The sequence below is a fragment of the Archangium primigenium genome (assembly GCF_016904885.1).
Taxonomy (GTDB): domain Bacteria; phylum Myxococcota; class Myxococcia; order Myxococcales; family Myxococcaceae; genus Cystobacter; species Cystobacter primigenius.
The window spans coordinates 198,429-215,071 of the sequence record NZ_JADWYI010000001.1 but is presented as its reverse complement, the minus strand read 5'-3'; the positions used below and the strand labels follow the sequence as shown (position 1 = coordinate 215,071).

Annotated in this window: 15 protein-coding genes; 11 read left to right on the top strand and 4 right to left on the bottom strand. The window is 72.8% G+C overall.

Annotated features, from left to right (window positions below; translation table 11 throughout):
- Positions 1–4 precede the first annotated feature (4 nt).
- Entirely contained in the window at positions 5–1,072 is a 1,068-nt protein-coding gene (locus I3V78_RS00960) for a terpene synthase family protein (protein WP_204484437.1), read from the top strand.
- 66 nt (positions 1,073–1,138) lie between these two features.
- Here I3V78_RS00960 and I3V78_RS00955 read toward each other — a convergent pair whose 3' ends face one another.
- Complete coding sequence (locus I3V78_RS00955) at positions 1,139–2,956, bottom strand: methyl-accepting chemotaxis protein (RefSeq protein WP_204484436.1); 1,818 nt, start codon at positions 2,954–2,956, stop codon at positions 1,139–1,141.
- A gap of 258 nt (positions 2,957–3,214) precedes the next feature.
- Between I3V78_RS00955 and bioA the strand changes: the two genes are divergently transcribed.
- Positions 3,215–4,525, top strand: a complete 1,311-nt coding sequence (bioA, locus tag I3V78_RS00950; protein ID WP_204484435.1) for an adenosylmethionine--8-amino-7-oxononanoate transaminase — start codon at positions 3,215–3,217, stop codon at positions 4,523–4,525.
- A gap of 10 nt (positions 4,526–4,535) precedes the next feature.
- Here the strand turns inward: bioA and I3V78_RS00945 are convergent, their stop codons facing one another.
- A complete protein-coding gene (locus I3V78_RS00945) occupies positions 4,536–5,630 on the bottom strand; it encodes an alkene reductase (protein ID WP_204484434.1) in 1,095 nt (364 codons plus the stop codon).
- Between the two features lie 144 nt (positions 5,631–5,774).
- On the opposite strand from I3V78_RS00945, the gene I3V78_RS00940 reads away from it, so the two are divergent.
- The 3 genes from I3V78_RS00940 (at position 5,775) to I3V78_RS00930 (ending at position 7,761) form a co-directional block, all read left to right on the top strand.
- Positions 5,775–6,368, top strand: a complete 594-nt coding sequence (locus I3V78_RS00940; protein ID WP_204484433.1) for a TetR/AcrR family transcriptional regulator — start codon at positions 5,775–5,777, stop codon at positions 6,366–6,368.
- A 66-nt stretch (positions 6,369–6,434) separates the two neighbouring features.
- A complete protein-coding gene (locus tag I3V78_RS00935; RefSeq protein WP_204484432.1) occupies positions 6,435–6,686 on the top strand; it encodes a GlsB/YeaQ/YmgE family stress response membrane protein in 252 nt (83 codons plus the stop codon).
- 340 nt (positions 6,687–7,026) lie between these two features.
- Positions 7,027–7,761: a carboxylesterase family protein gene (locus I3V78_RS00930; RefSeq protein WP_204484431.1), complete on the top strand. Its 735-nt coding sequence runs from the start codon at positions 7,027–7,029 to the stop codon at positions 7,759–7,761.
- A 25-nt stretch (positions 7,762–7,786) separates the two neighbouring features.
- Here I3V78_RS00930 and I3V78_RS00925 read toward each other — a convergent pair whose 3' ends face one another.
- Positions 7,787–8,371 (bottom strand): GNAT family N-acetyltransferase, encoded by a 585-nt coding sequence (locus I3V78_RS00925; RefSeq protein ID WP_204484430.1) that lies wholly within the window; start codon positions 8,369–8,371, stop codon positions 7,787–7,789.
- Between the two features lie 95 nt (positions 8,372–8,466).
- Here I3V78_RS00925 and I3V78_RS00920 point away from each other — a divergent pair, with 95 nt between their 5' ends.
- A complete protein-coding gene (locus I3V78_RS00920) occupies positions 8,467–9,348 on the top strand; it encodes a 5'-3' exonuclease (RefSeq protein WP_204484429.1) in 882 nt (293 codons plus the stop codon).
- Positions 9,349–9,411: 63 nt separating this feature from the next.
- A complete protein-coding gene (locus tag I3V78_RS00915; RefSeq protein ID WP_420840412.1) occupies positions 9,412–9,882 on the top strand; it encodes a group II truncated hemoglobin in 471 nt (156 codons plus the stop codon).
- On the opposite strand, the gene I3V78_RS00910 is transcribed toward I3V78_RS00915, so the two are convergent.
- Entirely contained in the window at positions 9,879–10,934 is a 1,056-nt protein-coding gene (locus I3V78_RS00910; RefSeq protein ID WP_204484428.1) for a hypothetical protein, read from the bottom strand. The genes I3V78_RS00915 and I3V78_RS00910 overlap by 4 nt on opposite strands.
- A 180-nt stretch (positions 10,935–11,114) precedes the next feature.
- Between I3V78_RS00910 and I3V78_RS00905 the strand changes: the two genes are divergently transcribed.
- From I3V78_RS00905 to I3V78_RS00890, 4 genes are all read left to right on the top strand, one after another.
- Complete coding sequence (locus I3V78_RS00905) at positions 11,115–14,714, top strand: hypothetical protein (protein WP_204484427.1); 3,600 nt, start codon at positions 11,115–11,117, stop codon at positions 14,712–14,714.
- A 1-nt stretch (position 14,715) separates the two neighbouring features.
- Positions 14,716–15,462, top strand: a complete 747-nt coding sequence (locus I3V78_RS00900; RefSeq protein WP_204484426.1) for a DUF4184 family protein — start codon at positions 14,716–14,718, stop codon at positions 15,460–15,462.
- Positions 15,463–15,673: 211 nt separating this feature from the next.
- Entirely contained in the window at positions 15,674–16,030 is a 357-nt protein-coding gene (locus I3V78_RS00895) for a type II toxin -antitoxin system TacA 1-like antitoxin (protein WP_204484425.1), read from the top strand.
- Positions 16,031–16,062: 32 nt separating this feature from the next.
- Entirely contained in the window at positions 16,063–16,635 is a 573-nt protein-coding gene (locus tag I3V78_RS00890; protein WP_204484424.1) for a hypothetical protein, read from the top strand.
- The last annotated feature ends 8 nt before the right edge of the window (positions 16,636–16,643 follow it).

The following is a 16,643-nucleotide window of genomic DNA, read 5'->3' as shown; positions in this document are numbered from 1 at the left end:
GGTCGTGCCCACCGCCGCCACGAGCCCGTGGGAGGCCCCGCGCACACCCCGCCAGGAGATGGCGGCCCTGCTGCGCCACGCCGCCTTCCTGCTCAACCCCGACCACTGGGGCTCGGGCCCCGCGAACACCGAGAGCCCGGCCTTCGCGGAAGTCCGCGAACACTTCCAGCGCGCCCTGAGTCAGCCGCCCTTCCACACGGCGCCCGCGGCGGCGTGGCGGGGGCTCGTGGAGCTGGCGATCAGCTACTCGGCGTACACCTTCCGGCCGCCCCGCGAGGTCAAGCGCGAGGAGGCCGAGGCGCTCGTCACGTGGTTCGCCTGCTTCTGGAAGCTGGACGACCTGGTGGACGCGGATCGCGAGGCGCTGCCGGCCGGGTACCTGCCCGAATTGCGGCGGCTGCTGGCCCAGGCCTGGTGGGGCGATGAGACGGACGCGCCGGCCGAGGCGGACGCGCGGGAGGATCGACAGGCCTTCGCGTCCCAGGCCGTGGCCCTGCTGATGGACCACCGGCGGCAGCTGCGCGCGCTGGGCTTCCCCCTGGAGCACCACCCGCGCTACCAGCGCGCGGTGTGGGATCACATCCAGAGCCAGACGGGCGAGGTGCCCCGGGTGGACTCGCTGGCCGAGTACTTCGGCGTGCGCCGGGTGCGCGGGGGCATGGAGTGCGTCTTCCTCATGTACCTGGCCTTGCAGGGCGTGGAGTGGCGCGACGAGTTCGAGCGCATCGTGGACGTGGCCAACGTGGTCACCTGCATGACCGATGACCTCTTCTCCGCGCCGCGCGACGCGCGCGAGGGCGTGGTGGGCGCCGTGGCCCTGTGCGGCTCCGAGCGCTCGCTGCTCACGGTGCGCTCGCTGCACCACGAGCTGCTCGATCGCCTCACGCGGCTGGTGGCCTTCGACGACGGCCCGTCCACGCGCCTGTTCGTGCGCACGGTGCTCGACGTGGTGCTGGGCATGCTCGACTGGCAGAGCCGCAACCCGCGCTACCGCGAGGGCGCGCGGTGGCTCGCGGACTTGCTGCACTCGGGCGCGCCGGCCAACGCGGGCGCCGACTCCTCCGAGCACTGAGCGGGGGGGAGGTGGGCCGGGCCGGGCGGGTCGCGACGGCGCCCGGCCTCCTTCCGGGGCGTGCCGCTAGCCCTGGGCGCCGCGCTCCCAGCCGTGCTGGGTGATGAGGCCGTGCACGTCGGTGGCCACCTCGGTCACGCTGCGCGACACCTCGTCCATCTCCCCGAGCTGGGTGAGCGTGTCCACCATGATGCCGCTCAGGTCGTTGATGGCCTCGAAGATCTGCGCCACGCCCGTGTCCTGCTGGCCCACGGTGGCGTTGATCTGCCGCACCGAGTTGACGCTGTCGTGCACGAGCGTGGTGAGCGAGCGCAGGCTGTCACCCGTGGCGCGCACCTGCGAGACGCTCGCGTTCACCGACTCGGCGCCCTTCTCCGTGAGCTCCACGGTGGCGCGGATGGCGTCGGTGAGGCCGGTGAGCAGGTCGCGCACCTCGCTGGCCGCCTTGCTGGACTGGTCCGCCATCAGGCGGATCTCCCGCGCCACCACGCCAAAGCCCTTGCCGTGCTCCCCCGAGCGCACCGACTCGATGGCCGCGTTGAGCGCGAGCATGTTCGAGCGCGTGGTCAGGTCCTTCACCACCCGGGCGATGGAGTCGATCTCCCGGGCGCGCACGCTCAGCTGGCGGATGCTGCCCGCCATGGTGTCCACCTGCTCGTGGATGGTCTGCAGGCCCACGAGGCTGCTCTGGATGGTGCGCTCGCCGCTCGTGCCCAGCTCTTGGAAGCGCGCCGTCTGCTGGAGGATGGCCTCGGCCTTCTGCGCCGTCATCCGCGACGTCTCTTGAATCTCCCGCGCCGTCTCCTGCGCCTGCTGCAGCGCGGCGGCCTGGCGGGTGATGGCCTCGTTCTGCCCGCGGTTGGCGTGGTTGAGCTGGGCGGCGCTGCTGCCCAGCTTGCTCGCGGTGCGATCCAGCGACAGCGAGAAGTCGCGCAGCTGGTGGTAGGCCCGCGCGGTGGCGCGCACCAGGTCCCCCGTCTCGTCCGTGGTCACCCAGGCGGGCATGCGCGGCGCGCCGTTGGCGAAGCCCTCGATGGAGTCGCGCACCGCGAGCGTGCCCTGCTCCTGCTGGCGCGTGAGCAGCCACGCCGCGCACGCGCTCGTCACCACCATGTAGAGGCTCACCAGCACGAGCGGCGTGGCCGCCTGGCCGAGGAAGTCGGCGATGGCCGCGTTCACCACGGACACGGAGCCCTCGGGCACCAGCCGCACCAGCCGCGCGTACAGGTCCATGCCCAGGCGCACGACGATGGAGCCGAGCGACAGCACCGTGCACGTGACGAACAGGGCGAAGCAGTAGGGCAGGTACCAGCGCTGCCGGGGCCAGAACACGCCGCGCGAGTCGGGCAGCCGCGCCTGGGTGCTGCGCGAGAACTCCTCCACGGCGTAGGGCATGAGCTGGCGCTGGATGAACACGCGCGTCCAGATCATCACCAGCATCATCATCACCAGGATGACCGCCGAGCCCCAGGGCACGATGTACAGCGGCCGCTCCAGCCGCACCGACAGCCACAGGAGGTAGGCCGAGTTGCCCAGCATGTACACGGACAGCACCCCCACCTCGAGCCACTGCGGCAGCTTGAGCAGGCGCACCAGCCGCGCCCCGGGCGCCTCGCCGGGCTTCACCGCGAACGCGCGGTGCGTCAGCCACCACACCAGCGCCATGGGGATCGCCGTGCCACACGTCAGCGCGAACACCGGGATGGGCATCATCGCCACCGAGGTCTGCTCGGGCGGAATCTGGGCGATGAGCAGCACGATGTAGATGGCGCACGGCAGCGAGGTGAGGAGGTTGAGCTGCTGCAGCAGGAACAGGCGCCAGGCGATCCGGCCCACCGCGGGGGTGGCGCCGTACGTCAGGGGGATCGCGGAAGCGGTCGACATGGGATTCACCGGGGGTGGGGCGACCGCCCATGCATTGACACGGGACGTTGGAACGCCAACCCCTTCGCCGCGCCAAGCTTCGCCTTCCCGACACATGTTCCCCGTCCGCACCGGAGTTCCATGGAGTCGGGGCTTCCCGGACATCCCGTCCGTGCAGGGTTGGAAGCGCGTCCTCGACCGAAGCCGCGTCTTGGCCATCGACAGCCCCGGGCAGGCGCTGCTAGCCCGCGTCTGGACTCTCGGACTCGGGGACAGGACATGGAGCGCTCGGAGGTCGTCGCGCGGGACAAGCGGCACGTGTGGCACCCCTACACCGCGATGGACGCGTACATCGCCGGGACGGACCCGCTCGTGGTGGTGGAGGCCGAGGGGCCCTACCTCTGGGACGCGGATGGCACGCGCTACCTCGACGCCAATGGCTCGTGGTGGGTGTCCACCCTGGGGCATCGCCACCCCCGGCTCGTCCGGGCGCTCGTCGAGCAGGCGGGGCGCTTTCCCCACACCTCGCTCGCGGGGGTGACCCACGCGCCCGCGGCCCGGCTCGCCGAGGAGCTCGCCGCCTTGTCCCCGGGCGGGCAACTGCCGCGCGTCTTCTACTCGGACAACGGCAGCACCGCGGTGGAGGTGGCCATCAAGATGGCGGCGCAGTACTGGGCGCAGAATGGCCGGCCCGGGCGCACGCGCTTCATCACGCTCTCCGGGGCCTTCCATGGAGAGACCATTGGGGCCACCAGCGTGGGCGGGGTGGAGGTGTTCCGCGACGTGTTCGGGCCGCTGCTCTTCGACGTGGTGCACGTGCCGTCCCCGGCGGAGCCGGCGGGGTGGGAGCGCGCCTTCGCCCAGGTGGAGGCCACCCTGCGCGCGCACCCGGACGAGATCGCCGCCGTCATCGTGGAGCCGCTGATTCAGGGCGCCGCGGGCATGCACCTGTACGCGCCCGCCTTCCTGCGCGTGGTGCGCGAGGCCACGCGCGCGGTGGACACCTTCCTCATCGCCGACGAGGTCTTCACGGGCCTCGGCCGCACGGGGGCGCGCTTCGCGTGCGACCTGGCCGGGGTGGTGCCGGACCTGCTGTGCCTGGCCAAGGCGCTGTCGGGGGGCCTGTTGCCCTTCGCGGCCACGCTCGCCACCGAGCGCGTCTTCGCGGGCTTTGGCGGCGGGCCCGAGCGGGCGCTCTATTACGGGCACTCGTACTGCGGCAACCCGCTGGGCGCGGCGGTGGCGCGCGAGGTGCTGGCGGTGTACCGGGACGAGGACGTGCTCGGCCAGGTGGCGCGCAAGGCGCCCCGGGTGAAGGCCGCGTTCGAGCACATGGCGGAGACGATTCCCGGGGTGACGCGCCCCCGGGCGCTCGGCATGGTGGGGGCGGTGGACCTGGGCACGGGCGGCTACCTCGCGCGCGCGGGCTGGCGCGTGTACGAGGCGGCCCGGCGGCGGGGGCTGTACCTGCGCCCCCTCGGGGACACGGTGTACATCGCCCCCGCGCTCACCATCCCCGACGCCGCCCTGGAGGAGCTGCTCGCCGGGGTGGAGGCGAGCCTCGGCGAGGTGGCGCTCGGCGCGGGGTGACGCGCCGGCTTCAGCGCCGCGCCGGGTAGTCCGTGTAGCCCTGGGCCTCGCCCCCATAGAAGGTGGCGAAGTCCGCCGAGGCCAGCGGCGCCTGCTCGCGGTAGCGCTCGGGCAGGTCCGGGTTGGCGATGAACGGCACGCCGTAGGACACCAGGTCCGCCTCGCCCCGGGCGATCGCCGCCTCGCCGGAGGCCGCGTCGTAGCCCCCGTTGGCGATGAGCGTGCCCCGGAAGGCCGCGCGCAGCTTCGGGGTGATGCGCTGCTCGGCGCTCGGGAAGCTCTTGCCAGACACCGCCTCGGTCACGTGCAGGTAGCCCAGTCCCAGCGCGTTCAGCTCGCGCGCCATGTAGGTGAACGTCTCCACGGGCGTGCTGTCCGACATGCCCCCGTAGGGGAAGTTCTGCGGCGAGAGCCGGTAGCCCACGCGCGGGGCTCCCCACACCTCGGCCACCGCGCGCGCCACCTCCAGGGGCAGGCGCGCCCGGTTCTCGATGGAGCCGCCGTACGCGTCCGTGCGCCGGTTGCTGCTGTCGCGCAGGAACTGGTCCAAGAGGTAGCCGTTGCTGCCGTGCAGCTCCACGCCATCGAAGCCCGCGGCCAGGGCGTTCCGGGCCCCGGCGCGGAACTGCTCCACGATGCCGGGCAGCTCCCCGAGCTCCAGCGCCCGCGGCGTCACCGTGCGCGTCTTGCCCTTGTAGGTGAACACGTCCACGTCCACGCCCACCGCCGACGGGGCCACCGGCAGCGCCCCGTCATGGAAGTCCGGGTGCGACATGCGCCCCACGTGCCAGAGCTGCGCGTAGATGCGCCCGCCCACCGCGTGCACCGCCTCCGTCACCTTCTTCCAACCCTCCACCTGCTCGGGCGAGTGGATGCCCGGGGTGCGGATGTAGCCCACGCCCTGGGGGCTCACCTGGGTGGCCTCGGTGATGAGGAGGCCCGCGGAGGCGCGCTGCGTGTAATAGGTGATGGCCAGGGGGTTGGGCACGTTGCCGTCCACCAGCGCCCGGCTGCGCGTCATGGGCGCCATGACGATGCGGTTCTTGAGCTCCAGCGCTCCGAGCGTGTACGGCGAGAACAACGTTCCGTGCGGGTGGGTGGCCATGGCATTGCTCCGGGACGGCGGAAGGGGGAAACATCGCGGCCCCACCCCCACAGAGGGGATGACGGCGGCTCCCAACGATGTTACCGATGGGTAACGTCGCAGAGATACCGACCGGTAACATCGCTGTCAAGACAAGGTGAGCGCATGGCGGAGGACACGGCGAAGGTCGAGCGGGTGGCGCCGCGTGAGCGCATCCTGGTGGCGGCGGGGGAGCTGTTCTACCGCCACGGCATCCGCGCGGTGGGCGTGGAGGCGGTGGCGGAGGCGGCGGGCACCAACAAGATGACGCTCTACCGGCACTTCACGTCCAAGGACGAGCTGGTGGCCGAGTACCTGCGGCGCGCGGCGGCGGAGTCCGACACGCGCTGGGCGCGCTACGCGCGGGAGCACCCGGGGGCGCCCTTCGAGCAGCTGCGCGCGTGGCTGCGGCAGATGGCCGAGCACGCGACGTGCGTGGACCAGCGCGGCTGCGCCCTGGCCAACGCCGCGGTGGAGCTGGCGGACCCCGCGCACCCGGCCCGGCCGGTCATCGAGGCGTACAAGGTCGCGCAGAACGCGCGGCTGGTGGCGCTCTGCCAGGCGGCGGGCCTCAACGAGCCGGAGCTGCTCGCGGACGCGCTGGGCCTGCTCCTGGAGGGCGCGCGGGTCACCGCCCAGAGCGTGGGCCGCGAGGGGCTGGGCGAGCGCCTGGTGCGCATCGGCGAGGGACTGTTCGAGAGGCATCGCCCGGCGCAATAGAACTCGCCCGGTCGCGTACTTCATGCACACTGGGGGTTTCCGGTCCCAAGAGGAGACGAGGACGCGATGTTCAACCTGTGTGGGTGGGTGATTTTCGGTTTCTTCGCGGGCCTCATCGCCCGCGCCCTGATGCCGGGCCGGCAGTCGATGGGCTTCCTGGCCACCACGGCGCTGGGCGTGGCCGGCTCCTTCACGGGCGGCTTCCTCGCGTCGGTCATCTGGGGCGGCTCCTGGCGCTTCTTCACCTCCAGCGGCCTCATCGGCTCCGTGCTCGGCGCCGTGGTGCTGCTCGCCCTGGGCCGCGCCCTCTCCAAATGACGCGCAGCCCGCCTGCTTCCCCGGCAGGCGGGCAAAAACGGATTTCCCCGAGAAATTTACTTTCCGGTTGACCGGGTTTTCCGGTATAGGGCGTGAACGCGGACAGCGTTCATTCCCCTCCAAGGTGGCGTTTCTGGTCGCGGCTGGCCGCGCGCGCTCTCCCGGAAGTCTCATTCCGGAGACGCGCGCGGTCGCACTTGGGGGCAGTTGATGGAAACGCAACCCTTGCCCCTCCCTTGAAGCCCAGGCCCGTGCCGGCCCCGTGAGGGGAGCGCTAGCGTGGCGTCCTTTCCCTGTCCCCGCCCGAGCGCGGCCCCTGGACGGGTGGACGAGGAGGCCCATGGGCGCGGTGACGCTGGTGCTGGTGGGGTGGTTGTTGGCGGGAACGCCGGAGGCGAGCCCCGCGGAGGGTCAGCCGGGGACGTTCGTGGCCAAGAGCCTCTCCGTGCGGGGCACGACGTACGTGTACTCGGTGTACCTGCCGCCCACGTACCGCGCCGATCGCACCTGGCCCGTCATCCTGGCGCTGCACGGCGCGGCGTCCCGGGGCACCGAGGGCACGCTGCCGCGGCGCCAGCACCTGGCGGCGGCGGTGCGCCAGCACCCCGAGCGCTACCCGGCGGTGCTCGTGCTGCCCCAGTGCCCGCCCGGGCGGGACTGGAGCGGGGACGTGGCGGACTTCGCCCTGCTGGCGCTCGAGCGCACCCTGGAGGAGTACAAGGGAGACCCCAAGCGGGTGTACCTGGCGGGGGAGTCCATCGGGAAGCAGGGCGCGGTGCGGCTCGCGGCGCGCACGCCCGAGCGCTTCGCGGCGGTGCTCGCGGTGTCCGAGCACTCGGGGGACCGGAGCGTGGCGGAGCGGCTCAAGGGCACGCCCCTGTGGGTGTGGCACGGCGAGGTGGACGCGGAGGTCCCCGTGCGCGAGAGCCGGGCCTTCATCGAGCTGTTCAAGGCCCTGGGCAACTCCTCCGTGCGCTACACGGAATTGCCCGGGCTCGGGCACGACATCTTCGACACGGTGTACCTCGACGTGGCGGTGAGCACCTGGATGTTCGCCCAGCGGCGCGCGCCGTAGTCCACCGGCGAGTCCCGAGGGGGCCTCAGCGCTCCAGGGCGCTCGGGGCCAGGCGCGCCGTGAGCACGTGATCGCGCCAGCGCCCGTCGATGAGCACGGACTGGCGCGCGAGCCCCTCCACGGTGAAGCCCGTGCGCCGCAGCACCGAGGCGCTGCGGTGGTTGTCCGGCAGGTGGTTGGCCTGGAGCCGGTGCAGTCCCAGGGGGCCGAAGGCGTAGTCGCACACGGCGTGCACGGCCTCGCTCATGAGGCCCAGGCCCTGGTGGTGCGCATCCAGGCCAAAGCCCAGCTCCGCGTTCTGCAGCGCGCCCCGGCGGATGTCGGACAGGGAGACGCTGCCCACCACGGGGCTGGAGACGGGCGGGCACTCGCGCGGCAGGAGGAACAGGCGCAGGGCGGTGCCGCGCCGCCAGTCCTCGGCGTCCTGGGCCAGGCGCGAGCGCCACCAGGTGACGGTGAAGAAGTTGTCCGGGCGCGACGGGGACACCGGGCCCAGGTGGTCGCGGTTGGCGGTGTGGTAGGTGAGCACCCGCGCGGCGGCGTCCGGAGGCAGGAGCGCGAGGTGCAGCCTCGGCGTGATGAGCAGGGCCTGGAGGGATTCCGGACGCATGGTCCCGCGGCACGCTAGCGCGCGGCGGCGCGTCCGGCATCCCGGGTGTCGCCCGGCGTTGACTGGTGGAGGGTCCACCCCCTACACCCCTGCCCATGCGCCTGCACCTCGTCGACGGCACGTATGAGCTCTACCGCGCCCACTTCTCGCCCCGGCCCGGCACGCACGCCCCGGACGGGCGCGACGTGAAGGCCACGGTGGGGCTCGCCTCCAGCCTGCTCGCGCTCTTGCACGACGCCGACGAGGCCGTCACCCACCTGGCCGTGGCCTTCGACAACCCCATCCGCTCGTTCCGCAACGATTTGTTCCCCGACTACAAGTCCGACGAGGGCGTGCCCCCGGAGCTGCACGCCCAGTTCGACAGCGCCGAGGAGGCGGTGCGCGCGCTGGGCGTCACCGTGTGGTCCATGAAGGAACTGGAGGCGGACGACGCCCTGGCCTCGGCCGCGGCGCGCTGGGCGGGGAAGGTGGAGCAGGTGCGGCTGCTCACCCCGGACAAGGACTTGGGCCAGTGCGTGCGCGGCCGTCAGGTGGTGCAGGTGGACCGCAAGCAGCAGAAGGAATTGGACGAGGACGGGGTGCGCGCGCGCCTGGGCGTGGCGCCGGCGAGCGTGCCGGACCTGCTGGCGCTCGTGGGGGACGCGGCGGACGGCATCCCCGGGCTGCCCGGCTTCGGCGAGAAGGGGGCCACGGCGCTCCTCGGGGCCTATGGCCACCTGGAGGCCATTCCCGACGACGCGGCGGCCTGGGCGGTGCGGCCCCGGGGGGCGGACAAGCTCGCGGCCACCCTGCGCGCCCAGCGCGAGGACGCGCTGCTCTACAGGCGGCTGGCCACCGTGGTGACCGACGCGCCCTTGAAGGAGTCCCTGGAGGACCTGGCCTGGACGGGGGTGCCCCGCGCGCGCTACCTCGCCTGGTGTGAGTCCCTGGGCCTCACCACGCTGCGCTCGCGCCCCAAGCGCTGGCGCGAGGACTGAGCCCCCGAGTCCGGACGTCCCGAAGTGAAATGCCCGAGCGGCCCGAGAGGTTGAGCCCACCCCATGTCCACCGAGTCCCCCCAGATGAAGCCCGTGCCGCTCAACGTCCCCGGCCCCGACGACGACACCTGGACGCCCAGCGCCGAGGACATGCCCTTCCACCGGCTCGGCGGCGAAGCGGGCGTGCAGGCGCTGGCCCATGCCTTCTACGACGCCATGGATGAGCACGAGCCGACGCTCGCCCGGCTGCACGAACTGGATGCCCAGGGCCGGGTGAACGCCGGCACGCGCGAGCGCTTCGGCCTGTTCCTCATGGGCTGGCTGGGCGGCCCGCAGCACTACATGCAGCGCCACGGGCACCCGCGCCTGCGCATGCGCCACGGCCACCTGCCGGTGAACGTGGACCACCGCGATGCGTGGGTGCGCAGCATGCGGCGGGCGATGGACGCCCGCGGCGTGAAGGGCAACGTGCGGCGCTTCCTCGACCAGCGCTTCGCCGAGGTCGCCGACTTCCTGCGCAACACCGAGGGCTAGAAGCGCAGCAGCATGCCGGGGCCCGCGGTGAGCGAGTCCCCGCGCTCACCCGCGCGCATGAACACCGGCACGGGCATGGCCTTGAAGGCCTGGCCGCGCTGCGAGCGCAGGCGCCGGCCGGTGCGCGAGGGCGGATAGTCCGTGTAGTCGTCCGCGGTGGCCAGCGCGGTGATGACGAACGAGGCCACCACGCCGCCCATGGCCGTGAGCGGCACCGCGGGCCCGTCGGCCAGCGCCGTGCCCACCACCAGGAGGATGGCGCCCACGCCCAGCGGCACCGCCGTGAGCTTGAAGACGCGGCTGGGCCGCAGCTCGAAGGGCACCGCGAGCAGACCGCCAATGCCCATGCCCACCAGCGGCGCCACCAGCGAGGGCGCCAGGTTGATGCGGCCCCGGTCGTCGTCGGCCAGGTAGAACGTCGCCTGGGTGAGCCCGGTGAGCACGAACGCGTAGAGCGCGCTCATGGCCACGAGCGAGGTGTCTCCGTCGCTCACGTCGCCCACGGACGAGGTGGCCGCCAGCACGCCGATGATGCCCAGCTGCGTGGTGAGCAGCGTGGTGACGGCGCGGCTCTTGTCGCTGAGCTTCGCCTGGGTGCCGTAGCCAAAGCCGGCGAGGAAGCCGAGCGCGGCGCCCGTCGCGGCGAGCGCGGCCTCGTTGCGCTCCACCGGCACGTAATACTGGTAGAGCGCCGCCGCGGTGCCGAGCGTCAGGCCCGTCACCACGCCGCCCACGTACGCCCCGTTCGTCTTGCCCAGCGCGTGCCCGTAGAAGGAGCCCGTCACCGTGCCCGAGATGAGCTCGGTGAAGATGAGCAACAGGCCGCCCTCGCCACTGGAGAAGCGGCTGTAGCGGCTGTAGCGCTCGGCGCGCTCGCCCGGGGTCTCCACCGGCCCCTGGCTCGGGGGCGCGGGGACGTACTGGGGCTGGGGCGCGGGCGCCTGCTCCATGGCGGGCGGCGGCGCATAGGCGGGCGTCGGGGCGGTCTGCGCCCGGGCGACGCCCTGCGCTCCGAAGAGGCTCAGACACATCAGCGAAACGGCAAGCCGCATAGACACGGGTCTCCTGGTCATACCGAGAGCGACAACATGGGGCGTCCCCTCGCGCCGCGCACCACCCACCCCCCCGTACCCACGCGCCTTCGGGGGCACCCCGGTGTTGACTGCCGTGCACGCGCGGCCCCGAGTGTCCTGGGGTGGAAAGACGCCCCCGCCATGGCACGATGCCGCCCCATGAGAACCCCCTCGGCCCTGGGCCCGCTGCTCGTGAGCGCCGTGCTGCTCGTGCTCGCCGGGGCGGCGCGGGGCGAGGCCCCCCCACCGGGCCCGACGGCCACCCTCGAGGGCCACTGGCTGCGGCCCTTCGCCCGGGGCACGCGCCTGGCGCCCTGCGCCCACGGCCTGCACGCCTGGGTGTGGACGCCCCAGCGCGCGGGCCTGGCGCTCGTGGACGCGGACGGACGCGAGGTGACCAGCGTGGGGCTGGGCGGCCAGAACCCCTGGGACGAGGACGTGTGGGTGGTGGACGTGCTGCCCTCGGCGGACCCCGAGCGCGCCTGGGTGCACGTGCAGGAGCGCTCGCTCATGGTGGGCAAGGTCATCAGCTCCGTGTACGCCGTGGACCACCAGGGCACGCTCACCCGGCTGCCCCTGTCCTTCCATGACCTGATGCTCGCCCCTTCCGAGGGCCGCGAGCGGCTGTGGATCGTCCCCACCCTGGACGTGCGCGCGCTGTGGGTGTTCGACGCGGCGGGCGGGGTGAAGGAGGTGCCCTTGGGCGCCTCGGGCCAGCCGCTCGCCACCGTGGGCCAGGTGCTGCCCGTGGGCAATGGCGAGCAGGGCTGGCTCGTGCTCGACCAGAGCCTGTACCAGGTGGACCTGCGCGCGCGCGTGCCCTTCAACCCCAAACCCCTGCGCGCGCGGGACGTGAAGGAGGTGCTGCCCACGTCCACGCCGGGCGTGGCCTGGGTGTTCACCCGGGCCACGGGCCCCTCGGGCACGCAATTGGTGCGCGTGGGGGGCGCGGGCCCCGTGCGCGCCAAGGCCCCGGGCGCCGCCGAGGTGCAGCGGCTCTACCCCCAGCCCGAGGGCCAGCGCTTCTGGCTCGCGCGGCCCTCCGCGGCGGGCGCCGCCACCTCCGCCTCGCTGCTGCTCGCGGACGCCGAGGGCCAGGAGGTGGGCCCGGGCGTGGAGGTGCACGGCCGCTACGCGCTGGAGTACGCCCCGGACGGCGAGGCGTGGCTGAGCGACGAGCGGCGGGTGGTGCGGCTCGGGGACGCGGGGAACGTGGTGGCGTGGAGCGCGGAGTCGCTCGGGGGCGCGCGGCTGGTGCCCGTGTCGGGCGAGCGCGCGTGGGCGGTGTCGCGCGCGGGCACGGTGTCCCTGCTCGGCGTGTCGGGCGCGACCATCACCGTGCTGGCCTCGCGGGACACGGGCCTGAGTGGCCCGAGGCTCCAGGCGCGGGATGACCGGGAGGGCTGGGTGCTCTCGGACGAGGGCACGCGGCTGCACCGGCTCACGCGGGGCCTGGAGGGGCTCGTGCTCACGCCGGTGCTCGAGGGCGTGAGCCTGGGCGAGGTGCTGCCCATTCCCGGCACGGCGCGCTTCTGGCTCGCGGGCACGCCGCGTGGCCACGTGTACGGCCCGGCCTCCGAGGTGCGGCGCGTGGAGGTGGGCTTCGCGGGCGGCGGGCGGCTGACGCGGAGCGCGGATGGCCAGGTGGCGGTGGCGGGCCGGCTGGAGGCGGGCGCGCCCCTGGAGTCCCTGGTGCTCGACTGGCCGGGGCTCGCGCAGGCCGAGGCGGCGGGGCGCTCGTTGCAACTGGACCTGTCCACCGCCGAGGGCGAGCGGGTGGGGCAGGGCGTGCGGCGCTTCGGCGACTTCGAGGGCCTGCTCTTCCAGTGGTCGATGCCGCCCGGGGGCGCCGAGCAGTACTACCGGGCGGTGGTGTCGCACGAGGTGGAGAACGGCACCCGGCTGGCCGTCACCTTCCAGGACGTGCCCTTCGGCCTGCCGCTGCTCGAGCGGATGTGGTTCCGCACGCTGCTCGTGTGCGGGGTGCTGACGCTGCTGCTCGTGGTGCCGCTCGTGCTCTTGCGGCCCACGGGCGTGTCGCGCCGGTGGCTGCCCCTGGTGGCCTACACGGTGTCGCTGGTGGGCCTGGGCGGCGGCGAGCTGTGGGGCTGGCTCGGGGGCCTGCGCGTGCACCTGCCCACGGTGGTGGCGGTGATGGTGCTGGACGTGGTGCTGTGCGCGGGCCTGGGCCTGCTCTCCCCGGCCATCTTCCGCCGGCTCGTCTACACGCACCCGTTCTCCTGGGCCGCCGCGCCGCTCCTGCGCTGGCCCGCCTTCCGCCGCCGCTTCTTCGCGGGCCACGTGCGCCAGGTGCTGCGCCGGGTGGAGGTGGCCTCGGCCCAGGCCAACGGCGAGGTGTTCGTGGACCTGTCCACCCACGTCGTCGACCACGCCGCGCCGGGCCTGCCGCCCTCGGCCTCCGAGCGCTCGGCGAAGGACCTGGCCCTGCTGCTCACCCAGGAGCGCGCGCACCTGCTCATCCAGTGCGCGGGCGGCCGGGGCAAGAGCGCCCTCTTGCGGCAGCTCGTGCGGCTGTCGCTCGCGCGCTTCGTGGACAAGCCCGCCTCGCCCCTGCCCGTGTTCATCGATCCGGCGGCGGAGGACCTGGAGGCCGCCGCGAAGGACGCGCTGCGCGAGCTGGGCCTGCCCGAGGGCCTGCGCGACGCGCTGCTGGAGTCCGGAGACTTCTTCCTGGTGCTGGACGGGCTCACCGAGTCGCGGGTGTCGCCCGAGGCCCTGCGCCGCTACCTGGAGCGGGAGGTGGGCCTGCACGCGCCGCTGCTCCTGTCCGCCCGGCCCAACGAGGCCTTCCACGCGGCCATGTCGCACGCGCTCCGGTGGCTGGCGGTGGAGCCCAAGCGCCTGGACGAGGCGGGCCTCGCGCGCTTCCAGGAGGCCTACCCCGGGCCGGATGGGAAGCCCTCGGCGCTGTCCGAGCCCCTGCGGCGCATCTGCCGGGGCCGGGCGGCGGATGGCACCTACGTGCCCCTGCTCGCGCGGCTGGCGCTGCGCTTTGGCGGCGAGGGCGTGGACAGCGTCATCAACCTGTACCGGGCGGTGTTCGCGGGCCTGCTCAAGACGGCGCCGGACGATCCGGCGACGTCGGAGATGCTCGCGTTCGCCGAGGCGCTGTGCCTGGGCAGCTACTGGGCGCATCGCCACCGGCTGCTCGTGTTCCGCGACAGCCCGGACGAGGCGAAGCTGCGGCGGCTCCTGGACGCGGGGCTCCTGGTGCCCGCGGATGCACGGCCGGGGCCGGTGCCCACGCACGTGCGCTTCTTCCACGACTCCATGCAGAGCTACCTCACGGCGCGGGCGCTGTTCGCGCGCCACGCGGCCGAGGCGCATTGGGACTGCCTGTGGCGGGCGGCGGGCGAGCCGGGCTTCGCGCGCGAGCAGTCGGACCTGATGACGGAGGCGGGCTCGGAGCTGTTCCAGATGTGCACGTACGTCTTCGGCCACGACGCGCGGCTCAAGGCCGAGCTCACGCGGCACCTGGAGCTGTGCGCGGAGGCGAACGACGAGCGGCTGACGAAGGAGGGCATCCTCGCGGCCCTGCCCGAGTCCCTGCGGAGCGCGGCGCGACGGTCGGGGAGGGCGTTGGGGCCGGGAGCGCTCTTGGCCGAGGTGACGCGGGTGTGCGTGGCGCACCCGGAGCACGACGCCTTGTTCCTGCTCTACGCGCGCATCGCGCCGCTCGCGTGGCCGTGGCGGCCGGACGAGGCGGACGCGGCGGCCCCCCGGAAGGACGTGGCCTGAGATGCCGGTGACCCTGCCGGCGCACGCGGCGGCCATCCTGCCCTTCTGGCGCCGCTTCCCGAGCGGCTGGGCGCGCGCGGCGCTGGTGGTGGGCGCGTGCACGCCGGACCTCTCGTACGTGCACCTGATGCCCGGGCGGAGGCTGTCGCACCTCTTCCCGGAGTGCTTCCTGTTCGGCGTGCCGGTGGGGCTCGCGGTGTTGATGACGTTCCAGGGGCTGGTGCTGCCCGCGCTGCGGAGGGGGCTGCCCGAGTGGCGGGGTGTGCAGTGGGGCCGCTTCGCGGGGGCCACGCCGCCGCCCCGGACGGTGCTCGGGTGGGGTGCGGTGGTGGGGGCGCTGGTGCTCGGCATCTGCACGCACGTGCTCTGGGACGGCTTCACCCACTACCGCATGTGGCCCGCGCGGGAACTCTACGGCCCGGTGCGGGTGACACTGTTCGGCAAGGAGCTGCTGCTCTCGCGCGTCTTGCAGCACACGTCGTCGATCATCGGCTCGGTGCTCGTGCTGGGCGTGCTGGCGCGGCGCTATCCCCACCTGACCCCGGTGCCGGGGGGCTCACGCGCGGACTTCCTGCGACTGCTCGTACCGTCGCTGCTGGGCGCAGGCGTGGGGCTCCTGCTGCGGCTGTCGCACTACGAATCCATGGGCGCGCTGGAGGCCCAGGTGTGGTGGGCCTTCTGGCCCACGTTCACCGGCGGGCTCGCGGGCCTCTTGGTCGGGTGCGGGCTCGTGCGCTGGCGGGGATGATTCACGAGTCCCGCCCAGGCAGCCAGGCGCTTGTGGCTCGGGTGTACCTCCTCGTGGGGTCTCGGTCACCCGTGTTCCCCTTCGAGCATGCCTGCCACGGAGGGTTGTAAACCCCTCTGGGGTGAGTAGATAGTCAGTACGAAGTCAGTCAGAATTCACTCAGCTTCTGGCTGCTGTCCCGTCGTCGACTCGCGCTCTGGAGGTACCGCTCATGTCTTCGTCCTACCGCTTGCAGGCGACGCTGCCCGCCCCGTTCGAGACGCAGCTCGAACAACTCCGGACCGTGCTCGAGATCGATACGTCCGAGGTCATCAAGGAGGCTCTTGGGTTCTTCGCCAAGGCTGTCCTGGAAGCGCGACAGGGCCATCGCGTGGCGATCGTGGACGAGAAGCAGAAGGTCCTCTTCGAGTACAGCTCCCCCTCGCTCACCCGCCTGGAGTGGAGCGCGCGAGATGAGCGGCGCATCGTGTTGCCCGACAGTGATTTCGACCGGCTCGTGGACGAGCTCGAGAAGCCGGCCAAGCCTTCGCCGCGCCTTCGCGCCCTCGCGAAGCGCAAGTCTCGCTGACTTCTGGTCGAGGACTGGAACGAGACGTTCTCATGAGAACCCCCGGCAGCGGCCTGTCGCGCTTCGATGACCTGCGGCCCATCACGAGCACGGACGCGGCCAGCGGCTTTCGCTGCGAGCATGAAGCCCTCAACGTCTTCTTTCGTCAGTACGCCACGCAGCAGGGACGGCGTGAGGAGAACCGCACGTGGGTCCTTCCACGACCCGAGAACGCGGCTGGACTGCCGCTCGTGCTTGGCTTCTATACCCTGGCCATGACGCAGGTGGAGCGCGGCACCTTGCCCGCGCCCATCATCAAACGGCTGCCCGACTATCCCATCCGCGCGTTTCTCGTTGGGCGGCTCGCCCGCGATGAGCGGTGCAAGCGAATGGGCGTTGGAGAGCACCTGCTGGACGACGCCCACCGCCGTATTCTCCGGGTGAATGCGGAGGCGGGCGGCCTGCTCGCCATCGTGGATGCGAAGGACGCACAGGCGGCGAAGTTCTACGCGGATCGTGGTTATGCGCCGCTCGTTCGCGCCGAGGCTGAAGCCAACCGGTGGCCTCAGCGGCTCTATGTGACGCTCGCGACACTCCGGGCGTCCTACGTGGCGGCATCTCGGTAATCGCTGTG

Excerpts from the sequence above, each read along its gene's own strand:
- I3V78_RS00955 (WP_204484436.1), bottom strand. The coding sequence starts at position 2,956 with ATGTCGACCGCTTCCGCGATCCCCCTGACGTACGGCGCCACCCCCGCG.
- bioA (WP_204484435.1), top strand. The coding sequence starts at position 3,215 with ATGGAGCGCTCGGAGGTCGTCGCGCGGGACAAGCGGCACGTGTGGCAC.
- I3V78_RS00945 (WP_204484434.1), bottom strand. The coding sequence starts at position 5,630 with ATGGCCACCCACCCGCACGGAACGTTGTTCTCGCCGTACACGCTCGGA.
- I3V78_RS00940 (WP_204484433.1), top strand. The coding sequence starts at position 5,775 with ATGGCGGAGGACACGGCGAAGGTCGAGCGGGTGGCGCCGCGTGAGCGC.
- I3V78_RS00935 (WP_204484432.1), top strand. The coding sequence starts at position 6,435 with ATGTTCAACCTGTGTGGGTGGGTGATTTTCGGTTTCTTCGCGGGCCTC.
- I3V78_RS00930 (WP_204484431.1), top strand. The coding sequence starts at position 7,027 with ATGGGCGCGGTGACGCTGGTGCTGGTGGGGTGGTTGTTGGCGGGAACG.
- I3V78_RS00925 (WP_204484430.1), bottom strand. The coding sequence starts at position 8,371 with ATGCGTCCGGAATCCCTCCAGGCCCTGCTCATCACGCCGAGGCTGCAC.
- I3V78_RS00920 (WP_204484429.1), top strand. The coding sequence starts at position 8,467 with ATGCGCCTGCACCTCGTCGACGGCACGTATGAGCTCTACCGCGCCCAC.
- I3V78_RS00915 (WP_420840412.1), top strand. The coding sequence starts at position 9,412 with ATGTCCACCGAGTCCCCCCAGATGAAGCCCGTGCCGCTCAACGTCCCC.
- I3V78_RS00910 (WP_204484428.1), bottom strand. The coding sequence starts at position 10,934 with ATGCGGCTTGCCGTTTCGCTGATGTGTCTGAGCCTCTTCGGAGCGCAG.
- I3V78_RS00905 (WP_204484427.1), top strand. The coding sequence starts at position 11,115 with ATGAGAACCCCCTCGGCCCTGGGCCCGCTGCTCGTGAGCGCCGTGCTG.
- I3V78_RS00900 (WP_204484426.1), top strand. The coding sequence starts at position 14,716 with ATGCCGGTGACCCTGCCGGCGCACGCGGCGGCCATCCTGCCCTTCTGG.
- I3V78_RS00895 (WP_204484425.1), top strand. The coding sequence starts at position 15,674 with ATGTCTTCGTCCTACCGCTTGCAGGCGACGCTGCCCGCCCCGTTCGAG.
- I3V78_RS00890 (WP_204484424.1), top strand. The coding sequence starts at position 16,063 with ATGAGAACCCCCGGCAGCGGCCTGTCGCGCTTCGATGACCTGCGGCCC.